At 36.2% G+C, this 13101-nt stretch carries 10 protein-coding genes; 2 read left to right on the top strand and 8 right to left on the bottom strand.

Annotated features, from left to right (window positions below; genetic code table 11):
• Nucleotides 1–66 precede the first annotated feature (66 nt).
• Nucleotides 67–675 (top strand): trimeric intracellular cation channel family protein, encoded by a 609-nt coding sequence (locus tag MKX67_RS10570; protein ID WP_095369445.1) that lies wholly within the window; start codon nt 67–69, stop codon nt 673–675.
• A gap of 133 nt (nt 676–808) precedes the next feature.
• On the opposite strand, the gene spoVK is transcribed toward MKX67_RS10570, so the two are convergent.
• The 3 genes from spoVK to miaA all read right to left on the bottom strand — a co-directional run bounded on the left by spoVK (nt 809) and on the right by miaA (nt 3273).
• Nucleotides 809–1759, bottom strand: coding sequence for a stage V sporulation protein K (gene spoVK / locus MKX67_RS10565; RefSeq protein ID WP_095369446.1), 951 nt, complete (start codon nt 1757–1759; stop codon nt 809–811).
• A gap of 289 nt (nt 1760–2048) precedes the next feature.
• The gene (hfq, locus tag MKX67_RS10560) at nt 2049–2279 is read right to left on the bottom strand and encodes an RNA chaperone Hfq (RefSeq protein ID WP_095369447.1); all 231 of its coding nucleotides are present in this window, start codon (nt 2277–2279) and stop codon (nt 2049–2051) included.
• Nucleotides 2280–2307: 28 nt separating this feature from the next.
• On the bottom strand, nt 2308–3273 hold the full coding sequence (gene miaA / locus MKX67_RS10555) for a tRNA (adenosine(37)-N6)-dimethylallyltransferase MiaA (protein WP_095369448.1): 966 nt from the start codon (nt 3271–3273) through the stop codon (nt 2308–2310).
• A 308-nt stretch (nt 3274–3581) separates the two neighbouring features.
• Here miaA and mreBH point away from each other — a divergent pair, with 308 nt between their 5' ends.
• Complete coding sequence (gene mreBH, locus MKX67_RS10550; RefSeq protein WP_095369449.1) at nt 3582–4592, top strand: rod-share determining protein MreBH; 1011 nt, start codon at nt 3582–3584, stop codon at nt 4590–4592.
• Between the two features lie 120 nt (nt 4593–4712).
• Here the strand turns inward: mreBH and mutL are convergent, their stop codons facing one another.
• From mutL to miaB, 5 genes are all read right to left on the bottom strand, one after another.
• A complete protein-coding gene (gene mutL, locus MKX67_RS10545) occupies nt 4713–6572 on the bottom strand; it encodes a DNA mismatch repair endonuclease MutL (protein ID WP_095369450.1) in 1860 nt (619 codons plus the stop codon).
• A gap of 21 nt (nt 6573–6593) precedes the next feature.
• Entirely contained in the window at nt 6594–9194 is a 2601-nt protein-coding gene (gene mutS, locus MKX67_RS10540) for a DNA mismatch repair protein MutS (protein ID WP_322909249.1), read from the bottom strand.
• Between the two features lie 161 nt (nt 9195–9355).
• Nucleotides 9356–9898 (bottom strand): outer spore coat protein CotE, encoded by a 543-nt coding sequence (locus MKX67_RS10535; RefSeq protein WP_095369452.1) that lies wholly within the window; start codon nt 9896–9898, stop codon nt 9356–9358.
• A 1020-nt stretch (nt 9899–10918) separates the two neighbouring features.
• On the bottom strand, nt 10919–11344 hold the full coding sequence (locus tag MKX67_RS10530) for a RicAFT regulatory complex protein RicA family protein (RefSeq protein WP_095369453.1): 426 nt from the start codon (nt 11342–11344) through the stop codon (nt 10919–10921).
• A 1-nt stretch (nt 11345) separates the two neighbouring features.
• Nucleotides 11346–12890, bottom strand: a complete 1545-nt coding sequence (gene miaB / locus MKX67_RS10525; protein WP_322909248.1) for a tRNA (N6-isopentenyl adenosine(37)-C2)-methylthiotransferase MiaB — start codon at nt 12888–12890, stop codon at nt 11346–11348.
• Between the last annotated feature and the right edge of the window lie 211 nt (nt 12891–13101).

The raw sequence follows: 13101 nt of genomic DNA, 5'->3' as shown, positions 1-13101 counted from the left end.
CTTTTTCATGTTAAAATCTATATGTTTGTGTTTTAGCAGGATTTTAAGAACGTGTGGTGATATGTGATGTTAACTTGGGATTTTTTAAGTATGATTGGTACAATTGCTTTTGCCATTAGCGGTGCTATCGTAGCAATGGAAGAAGATTATGATATATTAGGCATTTATATTTTAGGTATTGTCACTGCCTTTGGTGGGGGAGCCATCCGTAATTTATTAATTGGGGTACCCGTATCAACATTGTGGGAACAGGGAACTTTTTTTCAAATCGCCCTCTTGTCTATTACATTGATTATTATTTTTCCCCATCACTTATTGAAGCATTGGCATAAGTGGGGAAACTTCACTGATGCCATCGGATTATCAGCATTTGCTATACAAGGTGCACTTTATGCTGCTGATATGAATCATCCATTAAGCGCAATTATCGTTGCCGCAGTATTAACCGGTAGTGGTGGTGGAATGATTCGTGATTTATTAGCACAAAGAAAACCTTTAGTATTACGATCAGAAATCTATGCTGTTTGGGCGATTATTACTGGGCTATTAATTGGATTAAATATTTTCACATCAGCAGTAGAACTCATAATATTATTCATAACAATTACAGCCCTTAGAGTATTATCTTACACTTATAAATGGAAACTTCCTACAAAACAATTCAAGTTAAATTAAATATAAAATAGTAAAAAAACAGAGCCACGTTTCAGCCCACGATAAAAGGTAGGAGACTGGCTCTGCTTAATTCAATTTCCATCTCTATTAATAACAAAAACAAGCTCCTAAATTAATCGGAGCTAAAACAAGGTCAATCATCTTCTTCAAAAACTAAGTCGTTGCTTCTAATAGTCATTAATTCATGGCGGTCATAATGACTTTGCATTAAAAGCCTCATGGATTGTGCGCGTATTGCCTTTTCGATAATATTTCTTATATATCTTCCATTAGAAAATGTTTGTGGATTTAAGACTGTTTTCACCCAAAGTAAGTGATCTTTTAATTTCCTTTCACTTTCTCTACTAAGTACGTACTCTTTTTGTTTCAGCATTCTTTGCCCAATCTCCATTAATTGTTCAATCGAATAATCTGGAAAATCTATAACTAGCGGAAACCTAGAATGTAAACCCGGATTTAAAGATAAAAAATAGTCCATTTCTTTTGAATATCCGGCTAAAATCAGTATAAAATCATGCTGTTTATCTTCCATATGTTTCACTAATGTATCGATTGCCTCTTTACCAAAATCCTTTTCCCCTCCTCTACCGAGGGAATATGCTTCATCGATAAAAAGTATGCCTCCGATTGCTTTCTTAATTAAATCTCTCGTTTTTTGAGCTGTATGGCCAATATATTCTCCTACTAAGTCAGCCCTTTCAGCTTCGATCAAATGTCCCTTTGTCAAAACATCCATTTTTTGAAATAGCTTACTTATTAACCTCGCTACCGTTGTTTTCCCTGTACCAGGGTTTCCCTTGAACATCATATGAAGGGACTGCTTTCCCGCTTTCAGTCCTGCTTCTTCTCGCTTCTTGTTCACATAGATCCAGGCATAAATTTCTTTAATCATTCTCTTCATTTCTTCCATGCCTACTAAAGCAGCTAATTCTTCTTCAATTTCTCTAAGAGCAAGATGCTCTGATTGTAAGGTTTTTTGTACAACATTCGGTTCGGGTATTTCCTTTGTTAAGGCTTTTCTTTTTTGAGAATTTAGTACAATACTGATTTGTCCATTATTTTTCAAACGAATCGGCTGATCCAATAGCTTTCACCTCACATTCTCTTGCACCAGTATACGCTAAGATTGCCTTAATTGTGACAAAAGCCTAGTCGTTATCTCAAGTCGTTATTTAGCCTATTCTATTATTAGAAGTTAGAGTCTTCTTGTTCATATATATTCAATTTGGAGGAAAATCATTAAAGTTTTTTTAGTGAAAACAAAATTGTTAATAATTAAATATAAATTATAGAACAACAGAATTTCTTCCAACAAGATTGTCAAAGCATAAGAAAAAGCCCGCATCATTTGCGGACTCGACAAGGCAACTTTATTATTTTTGTTCCATATCTAGCGATACATTTCGTTGAGGAGCAAATGTTGAAATCGCGTGCTTATAAACAAGTTGTTGTTTTCCTTCTGATTCAAATAGGACAGTAAAATTATCAAATCCCTTTACTTGCCCCCTAATTTGGAAACCGTTTAACAAGAAAACTGTCACATTGGCATTATCTTTTCGCAATTGATTTAGAAATTGATCTTGGATATTGATTGATGTTTTCATTACAAATCCTCCTCTTTTATCTCTATTATTATGTATTCGATTTAATTTTCAGCTTTCCTTCAATCGTTACATAAATTTCATTTATTTTTTTATGAAAACCCTTTGAATCGAGAGCTTCACTCATATCTATCCAACTAACATCCAGTTTATTACGAAACCAGGTTAGCTGTCTTTTGGCATATCTTCGTGAGTTTTGCTTTAGTTGATCAACAGCTTCGTCTAAAGTAATCAAACCATCAAAATAAGGGTAGAATTCCTTATATCCTATCGCTTGCATGGACTGACAGTTTTGCAACCCCTTATCACTAAACCCTTTCACCTCTTCCAATAGGCCATTATCCATCATCATATCTATTCTCTGATTAATTCGTTTATACAAAAGATCTCTGTCCATTGTTAAACCGATTACAGCGGCATTATATACCGATTCAAGTTCCTGTTTACTTTGCCATTCTGTCATCGTTTTTCCCGTACAATGGTATACTTCGAGAGCCCGAATCACTCTTCGAATATTATTAGGATGTATTTTTCCCGCAGATACCGGATCGACCACCTGTAATTCCTTATGTATACAAACATTCCCTTCAACTTTCGCCCTTTCCTCTAAGCGATATCGAAAATCATCATCTGAGGGGGCATTTGAAAATTGATAGTCAAATAGAACGGATTGTATATATAGTCCCGTCCCCCCTACAATAATGGGTAACTTCCCTTTACTACTGATTTCAGTTATCTTTTCTCTGACAATTGTTTGAAATTCAGCTGTCGAAAAACTTTCATCTGGCTCTTTAATATCAATTAAATGATGGCTGATACCTTCTGTCTCTTCTTTCGTTATTTTAGCTGTACCAATGTCCATACCTTTGTAAATTTGCATGGAATCACCACTAATAATTTCACCATTATATTTTTTTGCCAGTTCAATACTTGTTTTTGTTTTCCCTACAGCAGTAGGTCCTATAAGAATAATGATTTTTTCTTTTTGATTTGTCATTCACTCACACTGCCTTTTAGTCTTTCAATTTCTACCTTATCGTACCATAAGCATAGGAAGGAAAAAAGACAATCAATACTCAAACATTATTCACCCTTTTTCTACAAATTAAACCTTTTTTATTGCGGATTCGATTCTTTTTTACAGTGGAGATTACATTTTTATAACGTTTTATTTACATTCAGGCTTCTATAGTCGTTTCATGTTACCTTATAAAAAGCGGAGTTTAAGATAAGATGTCTTATGAATATGGTCTTATGAAAATGGATTGAGACGAAGCAGAATTATAGGAAATTAGGTGATTGATAATGATAGGAAATGCTGAAATTGGAATCGATTTAGGAACAGCTAATATACTTGTTTATAGTAAAGCAAAAGGAATCGCTCTCAATGAGCCTTCTGTTGTTGCGATTGATACAGAAACAAAAAAAGTGCTTGCAGTTGGCTCTGAAGCAAAAGAAATGATTGGTAAAACACCGGGACGAATTGTCGCCATACGCCCACTAAAAGATGGGGTAATTGCCGATTTCGATACAACAACAGAAATGTTACGTCATATTATGAAAAAAGCTGCAAAAGCTGGTGGCTTCTCAATTAGAAAGCCGAGTGTTGTTGTATGTACACCTTCCGGGTCGACAAGTGTTGAAAGAAGAGCGATTCAAGACGCAGTACGAAACGCCGGTGCAAAAAAAGTTTTCGTTATTGAGGAACCTGTTGCAGCAGCAATTGGCGCTGGTATGCCAGTCGATGAGCCAGTAGCAAATGTAGTAGTTGACATAGGTGGCGGTTCAACTGAAGTGGCGATTATTTCCTTCGGTGGTGTAGTTGCTTGCCACTCCGTCCGTATTGGCGGAGACCGTTTAGACGATGATATTATTCAGTATGTGCGTAAAGAATACAACGTACTTATTGGTGAAAGAACAGCAGAGAATATTAAAATTGAGATTGGCCATGCGCTGATTAACCATGATGAATTAAAAATGGAGATACGTGGGAGAGATTTAGTTACTGGTTTACCAAAAACCATTGAGCTTTCTTCCTTTGAAATTAGGGATGCGATGAAAGAAGCGTTACTCAGTATTTTAGAAGCACTAAGAGCAACATTAGAAGATAGCCCTGCTGAATTAAGCGGTGATATCGTTGACCGTGGAGTCATTTTAACTGGCGGTGGAGCTTTACTTAACGGTATGCAAGAATGGATCAGTCAAGAGATTGATGTGCCTGTTCACCTTGCTCCAAATCCGTTAGAATCCGTCGCAATTGGAACAGGAAAATCATTAAAATACATGGACAAATTACAAACAGCCAATGCGAAATAATTAAAAAAGAGAGAACCGCGTATCACTAATTTTGCGGTTCTCTCTTTTTATGTGACCATAAGCGTTTTAGAGTTGATTTCCTGTATCCTTCTTAAAACAAAGGTCTCTTTAAAGCAAGTCTTACATAATACGCTTAAACATTTTTTCCATTTCATATATAGAATAATGAATGATAATTGGGCGACCATGAGGACAAGTAAAGGGATCATTCGTTTGTCGTAACTCATCAAGTAATGCTTGAATTTCATCGTTACGTAAATGGCGATTTGCTTTTATGGAACCTTTACAACTCATCATGATAGCCGCTTCTTCTCTCAGTTTTTTTATATCCACTCGTTTCATATTCAGCAATTGTTCTATCATATCCACAATCGTTTCTTGTTCCTCTCCTTTAGGAAACCATTGTGGATGCGCACGAACGATATAACTGTTGTGGCCAAACTCCTCTAAGAAAACTCCCACTTTTTCAAGTTCGTCTTTATATTCTTCAATCTTTATCACATCGTCATTCGCATATTCAAAGGTCATTGGAATCAAAAGCTCCTGTAATTCACTTTCTACTTTCCCAACCTTTTCCTTAAAAAACTCATATTTGATTCTTTCCTGAGCCGCATGCTGGTCAATGATATACAAACCATTATCATTTTGTGCAAAAATATAGGTACCATGCATTTGACCTATAGGATACATCGCTGGGACTCTAGAAGGAAGCACGAATTCCTCTTCTTCTGCAAGCGTTATATTTTCTCCTTCTTGTGAATCCACTTCTTTAGGTGGAGCAGAAACTTCTATTGCAGGAGCCGTTTCAAAGATCGTATTTTTTACTTGTTGATTTGGTGTTACTGAATCTTCTTGGATGAATTGTACTTCTGTTTCTTTCCTTTCTTGCTCGATCTCTTTAAATGGTTTTCTTTCAGGTAAATGATCGAGGTGAAGGAATGTTTGTTCATCTTTTGGCTTAATTATTTTCTTTTCGGTAAAGCCACTTGGAATTAATTCTTCTTTTTTAAAGACTTGTTTAATGGTGGCCGTTACTAATTCGTTTAATTCATGCTCTTTACTTAACCGAACTTCCATTTTAGAAGGATGAACGTTTACATCTACTAATAATGGGTCCATTTCAATGTTTAATAAAACAATGGGATACCGTCCTATCGGCAATAATGTATGATAACCTTCCTGAATCGCTTTCACTAAAGGGTAGTTTTTAATAAACCTACCATTGATCATCGTTGAAATATAATTTCTCGAAGCTCTCGTTATTTCTGGTAACGCTACATAACCAGAAACCTTGAAGTCAAGGGACTGAGTTTGAATGGGAATCATTTTTTTGACAATATTTAAACCATAGATCGCCGCTAAAACTTGACGAACATCACAATTACCTGTTGTTTTTAACAATTGCTTATCATTATGGAGTAACCTGAATGAAATCTCCGGGTGTGATAAAGATAAGCGATTCATGACATCTGTAATATTACCTAATTCGGTATGAATCGTTTTCATATATTTAAGTCTAGCCGGCGTATTGTAAAACAAATCTGACACGGTAATATCTGTACCTTTACGACTAGCTGCCTTTTCCATCGTTACAACTTTTCCGCCTTCAAGCACCACTCTCGTACCTATATCACTATGGCAAGTCTTCAATTCAACTTTGGAAACGGAAGCAATAGAGGGCAACGCTTCCCCTCTAAATCCTAATGTGCGAATCCTAAATAGGTCGCTCTCGTCTTGGATTTTACTTGTCGCATGTCGGTGGAACGCATGGAGAACGTCATCTTCTGCTATTCCTTCTCCATTATCGATGATGCGGATACTTGAAAGGCCAGCTTCTTCTACTTCCACTTCTATAACAGAACTGCCTGCATCAATTGCATTTTCAACTAATTCTTTTACAACAGATGCTGGACGCTCAACGACTTCTCCTGCTGCGATTTTATTTGATAGATAATCATCTAAGAGCTTGATTTTACCCATTAGGATTCACCCTTTCAATCTTTATTTTAATTTTTTTTGTATTTCATATAAGGTATTTAATGCCGTCATCGGTGTCATTTCTAGAATGTCTAGTTTCTTTAGCTGATCAAGCAACTTTCTTTCCTTTGTTGCAATATTTGTTCCTCTTTTCGCTTGCGTTTCTTCTTCAAAGAATGACAATTGGCCAACCGCTTCTTCTTGTACGTCTATTTTTGTTGCTGTTGCATTTATTTTTGTTGAATCCTTTGCTTCTAGTCGCGTAAGGATTTCGTTTGCTCTTTGAATCAATGTCTCCGGTAGCTCTGCAAGTTGGGCAACATGTATACCATAACTTTTATCTGCTGAGCCTTCTTTAATCTTATGGAGAAATACGACCTTCCCGTTTTGTTCAACTGCACTTACATGCACATTTTCTAAATGGGGTAACTCCTCTGCCAAAACAGTAAGCTCATGATAATGCGTTGAGAACAATGTTTTCGCCCCAATATGGTGGTGAATATATTCAATAATCGCCTGAGCAAGGGCCATTCCATCATAGGTCGACGTTCCCCTACCAATTTCGTCAAATAGGATAAGACTATTTTCTGTGGCATGAACAATGGCATTCCTTGCTTCTAACATCTCGACCATAAATGTGCTTTGTCCAGAGATTAAATCATCTGCCGCACCTATTCTAGTAAACACTTGGTCAAAAATAGGTAACACCGCTTGTTTGGCAGGAACAAAACAACCAACTTGTGCCAAAATTGAGGTTAAAGCAATTTGTCGCATATATGTACTTTTACCTGACATATTAGGTCCAGTAATAAGTAACAACTCTCTTTCATCATCCATATAACAGTCATTTGCTACATATTCTTGCGCATTCATCACTTTTTCAACAACCGGATGTCTCCCGTCCTCAATGACGATTTTCCGTTCACTAGAAAAGGTCGGTTTATGGTATTGCCGCTGTTCGCTAACCACAGAGAAACATTGCAATACATCCAATTCACTTATAAGCTTGGCAAGATTCTGGATGCGTGGAATATGCTCTTTTACCTGTTCTCTTACCTCTAAGAATAATGTGTATTCTAGTTCAACCGATTTTTCTTCCGCTTGTAGAATTAATGCCTCTTTTTCTTTTAGCTCTGGAGTAATAAACCGTTCAGCATTTGTTAAGGTTTGCTTTCGTTCATATAAACCTTCTTCTAACAGATGAAGATTAGACTTTGTCACTTCAATATAATATCCGAAGACACGATTGTATCCGATTTTTAATGACTTAATCCCTGTCTTCTCTCTCTCTCTCTTCTCAAGCTGAGCGATCCAATTTTTACCGTTTTTCGTTGCGTCACGATATTGATCGAGTGCTTCATTAAAACCGTCAGCAATAATATTCCCTTCCTTGATGGTTAACGGGGGATTATCGGTAATGGCTCTTTCTAACAAGTCGGTTACATCCTCACAAGGATCAAGTTCATTTGCCAACTGTTTAGCAACGTCATTCGTTAACTGATTCACTACATGACCTATTTTGGGTACTTGCTGTAATGATTTTTGCAATTGAAATAAGTCACGAGCATTGACATTACCGAATGCGACTCTACCTGCAAGTCGCTCTAAGTCATATACCTCTTTTAAAGTATCTCTTAGCTCTTCTCGTTCGAAATAATGATTCATGAAAGTTTCCACCATTGATTGTCGTTCTATAATGGCATCCTTATTAATTAGCGGACGATCTATCCATTGTTTTAACATTCTCGAACCCATCGCTGTTTTCGTTTCATCCAGCAGCCAAAGAAGTGAACCTTTCTTTCCATTTGAACGCATCGTTTCAGTTAGTTCTAGGTTTTTCTTCGAGAAGTAATCAATTTTCATAAATTGGTTCACTTCATACACTTCAGCAAGTTGCAAATGGTCAAGGCTACGTTTTTGTGTTTTGTATAAATAATTATATAATCTCATTACTGTTTCACGCAGTCGATCATTTGCTAACTTTGCTATACTTTCCTGAAACACTTCCCGAGTTTGGATATCGTCTTCAATAGAAATGGTCAGTACCATTCTCTCTTTCATCTTTTTGAGCCATTTATCTGAGAACTGCGAAGAGACGACAATTTCTTTCGCATTAGAAACTGAAAGCTCATTCAAAATGGAAGTAAAACCATCAGTTATAATGGTCGCTTTTGTTTCTCCTGTTGATAAATCACTATATGCAAAACCATAAGTATCATCTTCAAATGCGCTTACTGTAGCGATATAGTTATTTTCCTTTTCATTTAACCCCTTACCTTCCATCCGAGTCCCAGGTGTAATTAATTGAACAACTTCCCTTTTGACTACACCTTTAGCCTGTTTCGGATCTTCGGTTTGTTCACATATGGCTACTTTGTAGCCTTTTTCAATTAAGCGTTCGATATAATTCGGGGCTGAATGATAAGGTACCCCGCACATCGGTATGCGGTCTTCAGCTCCTCCGTCTCTACTTGTTAATGTAATTTCTAACTCTCTTGATGCTGAAATCGCATCGTCAAAAAACATCTCATAAAAATCGCCTAAACGAAAAAATAAAAAGGCATCTTGATAATCTGCCTTTACCCTTAAATATTGTTGTATCATCGGCGTATATGTTGCTGCCATAATTTCCTCCACATAATTCATAATCTATTATTTTCTTATCTCATTATATCATACTTGAAAGTCAACAAACGATTAGAAATGCTTCATACTCTTACCCGCCTTAACTCTTCAACACTTTGAAAAAAGAAAAAAACTAGGAAGTAAAACCTCCTAGTTAGTTTTTATTCCTCTTCAGTTCCAATGATGAAGTCTGGGTTTAAGTCTTCAAATTCCTCATCTTCTGCTTCTAATCCCCAATCTTCATCTTCGCAGTCACCAGCATCAGCAACTGCTACACAAATCTTTGTTTCTCCAATGACTTCAACAATAAACTCTCTCTCCACATGTACAATAATTTTATTGCCATTTTTAGAGATTGTTGCTTCAATACAGTTTGGTTGTTGAACGACCCGTGCAACAACTTCAATATCGTCAAGGATTTCTTCATCACGATACTTCACTTTGATTACATCTTTGTATTCCACGCATTCTGTTACTACTTCAGTTTGCGTGTTATCTTTATAAGAATACCAGATATTGATATCAAAGCTTCCGCTAACCTCTACAGTATTTCCCACCTTTTTCGCTTTGTACTTATGGTTAATGATCCAAGCACCAAGAATACTAGATGGGTGGTGTTGAGGACAAACCGTGTGATTGGACTGGATAAACTTACGTCCTTTCGCAACGACTGCCTTCGTTATTATCTCTCTATAGTCTCCCATTGCGAGCGAACCCTCCTCATTCATTTTCAATTCATCCTATGCGGGATATTAGACTAGTGTGCGACATATTTTCTTGTGGGCAATTAGCCAAATCCATTAGCATGCTTTATCATATGCCGCATACGGGCGATTGTTACGGACTGAGGTGGGCAAGGGCCCAATCTAGGAAAGATTTTTCAGCAACCTCTTGAAACATTCTCTCTCAATTTTGGTTCAAATACCGGTATTGATTGTCACGTAGCTGTTAAATTAATCATACGAGGATAGAAGTGGCGTTATTGTGATAGTTGTCTTACGAAGGATTAATTGGTCAGTTAAATAATATCTTGAAAACGCATCTCACTTGTAGAAAATTTGAATTCTCAAATTTCACCTTACTGTATAGTTTGTTCCCAATTATATTGTTTTCTTATAGTACACTTTTTCATTTCTCACAAAACGGCGCAAAATTAGAGATATAAATTTACGCCTCAATAGAAACAAATAAGATACATGCATAAGTGAGATTAGCCGTTTAAATAAGCACAGATCAGCAGCGCTGGGTACTATTGCTGGTCTTTAGACTATTTTTTTACAATATCTTTATAACTTTACAGTTTTTCATCAACAAAGGTTGTGCAGCTGCAACCGATTCAATCATTGCCCAAAGCGACAACGATGCAGATGTATTATTGCTTTTAAAAAGGGCGATTATGGATTGCAGGCAATTGGTTATAAATACGGTTGCATTGAATGTGATGTATTTTTTAACAAGCAAAAAAAGACCCTATTTTCATCTTACACAATAAAGGAAAGGGTGATAAATCCACATATTTAACCTATATTGATAATCATTCTATTCAACAATAAGAAGTTCGAAATCTAAGAATATATTCATAAGTCTAAAGTAATCCATGATAAACACTTCCTTTCTTAAAGAACAATAAACTTATAAAACAAGTTTCTAAAAGCTGCTGATATCAATAGTGAAAAATCAAAAGGGTGATCACATCGACTTGTGATCACCCTTCAATTTCATTCTTAATGTTGACAGCCTGAATTTTTCAATTGTGAACCGGTTTGACCAGATAGTAAATCGCCACCAGTTGACGAAATAATCTCATCTGTCACTCTGTTAGAAATGGCTGAAGAGACAATTTGTAATAAATCATTCACATCCACTTGAGATTGTTTAAACTCTTGAACAACAGGAATTGCATCTAGCTCTTCTTCAAGAGAATCAATTTTCGCTTCTGTTTTTCTTAAAGCTTCCTCTTTCCCATAATGTTGTAAATTAACCGCTTGTTTTTGTAGACCTTTAATTTGCGTAATAATCTTTGAAACTTTTTCATTCTCATTAATTTGTGCTTCCGCACGTTTAAAGAAATCTACTTCTTCCGTTTCAGCAATCATTACAGCTAGTTCTCTTGCACGCTTTACAATATCATCTTTAGAATACTTCGCCATCTTAGCTCACCTCAAGATTTTCTTTTTCTTCAATCATCTCACCATTAAGTGACCAAGTTTTAGCATCCGTCACTTTCACCTTGACGATTTTTCCTATTGCTGTCTTCGGTCCTTTAAAGTTTACCAACTTGTTCTTTCTTGTATAGCCTGCTAATGTATCAGGGTTGTTTTTGCTTTCCCCTTCTACTAACACTTCAACTATTTCATCTTGGTATTTCTTCATAGATTCAGCAGATATTTCATTTACTAGCGCGTTTAATCTTTGTAAGCGTTCCTTCTTCACTTCCATTGGTACATTATCCTTCATTTTCGCAGCAGGTGTACCTTCACGAGGAGAATAGATAAAAGTATACGCCGCTTCAAAACCTACTTCACGATAGAGCGACATCGTTTCCTCGAACTGTTCTTCAGTTTCATTCGGATAACCAACAATTATATCCGTAGTAAAAGTTGCTCCTGGTATGTTTTCTTTTATTTTGCGTACTAACTCTAGAAACTGTTCTCTGGTATACTTTCTAGCCATAATTTTCAATACATCATTCGAACCTGATTGTACAGGTAAATGAATATGTTCTACAAGGTTGCCGCCTTTTGCAAGCACTTCAATGAGATGGTCATCAAAGTCACGTGGATGACTAGTTGTAAAACGGACCCTAGGAATATCAATTTTCTGAATTTCATCCATTAAATCCCCAAGACCATACTTTATGTCTTTAAAGTCTTTACCGTAAGCATTCACATTTTGTCCTAATAAAGTAATTTCTTGATAGCCTTTTGCCGCTAGTTGACGAACTTCTTGAATGATATCTTCCGGTCTGCGACTTCTCTCTTTTCCTCTTGTGTAAGGAACAATGCAATACGTACAGAATTTATCACAGCCATACATAATATTTACCCAAGCCTTGATATTACCTCTTCTCACTTTAGGTAAATTTTCAATCACATCGCCTTCTTTAGACCAAACTTCAAGTACCATTTCCTTAGACATATAAGCTTCTTGTAAAATATTTGGCAAGCGGTGAATATTATGTGTTCCGAACACCATATCTACTTGGTTATATGTTTTAAGAATTTTATTAACGACAGATTCTTCTTGAGACATACACCCACAAACACCGATAAGTAAATCAGGATTTTGCTGTTTTAAATGTTTCAAATGTCCGAGTTCACCAAACACCTTATTTTCCGCATTTTCACGGATTGCACAAGTATTTAGAAGAATCACATTGGCATCATCTACGGATTCAGTTGGTTCATAGCCTAAATTCATAAAAATCCCTGCCATTACTTCCGTGTCATGCTCATTCATTTGACATCCATATGTACGGATATAGAACTTACGACCTTCCCCTAAGCCGGCAAATTCACTCGGTATTTCAAAATCCTTATGGTATTTGACATCTTCTTTTCCACGTTTCTTCGCATCCTTTAAAGATGGAGCTGTATACACATGTTCAAAATACTTACTGTAATCCTTTTCGGATTTTTTGTCCGCAGGATTTGCGACCTTTACTTGTTGACTTTCTAATCTTTGTTTTTCATTCATTTACGACATGCCCCTTTCTATGATACTGTAGGCGATTTCTATCCATTATTTCTATACACATTACTATAGTATAAAGCGTATTTCTATTGAACACAATAGCAATGCACCTGATCTATTCTTTTTCGTAGGAAAGTATTAAAAATAGGCGTACATTCTATAAAGAATAAAAAAGACCTAAGAAAATCAACAATGGATTCTCTTAAGTCTTTTA

The sequence above is a fragment of the Cytobacillus sp. FSL W7-1323 genome, assembly GCF_038595015.1.
GTDB classification, from domain to species: domain Bacteria; phylum Bacillota; class Bacilli; order Bacillales; family Cytobacillaceae; genus Cytobacillus; species Cytobacillus kochii.
Note: the sequence above shows the minus strand (reverse complement) of the source record. Positions and strands in the feature narration are given on the sequence as shown.

What these genes read in the sequence shown, in the direction of transcription:
- miaA (WP_095369448.1), bottom strand. Translation starts at nt 3,273, where the DNA reads ATGACAAATCAAAAAGAAAAAATCATTATTCTTATAGGACCTACTGCT.
- MKX67_RS10535 (WP_095369452.1), bottom strand. Translation starts at nt 9,898, where the DNA reads ATGGGAGACTATAGAGAGATAATAACGAAGGCAGTCGTTGCGAAAGGA.
- MKX67_RS10530 (WP_095369453.1), bottom strand. Translation starts at nt 11,344, where the DNA reads ATGGCGAAGTATTCTAAAGATGATATTGTAAAGCGTGCAAGAGAACTA.
- mreBH (WP_095369449.1), top strand. Translation starts at nt 3,582, where the DNA reads ATGATAGGAAATGCTGAAATTGGAATCGATTTAGGAACAGCTAATATA.
- miaB (WP_322909248.1), bottom strand. Translation starts at nt 12,890, where the DNA reads ATGAATGAAAAACAAAGATTAGAAAGTCAACAAGTAAAGGTCGCAAAT.
- mutS (WP_322909249.1), bottom strand. Translation starts at nt 9,194, where the DNA reads ATGGCAGCAACATATACGCCGATGATACAACAATATTTAAGGGTAAAG.
- hfq (WP_095369447.1), bottom strand. Translation starts at nt 2,279, where the DNA reads ATGAAAACATCAATCAATATCCAAGATCAATTTCTAAATCAATTGCGA.
- mutL (WP_095369450.1), bottom strand. Translation starts at nt 6,572, where the DNA reads ATGGGTAAAATCAAGCTCTTAGATGATTATCTATCAAATAAAATCGCA.
- MKX67_RS10570 (WP_095369445.1), top strand. Translation starts at nt 67, where the DNA reads ATGTTAACTTGGGATTTTTTAAGTATGATTGGTACAATTGCTTTTGCC.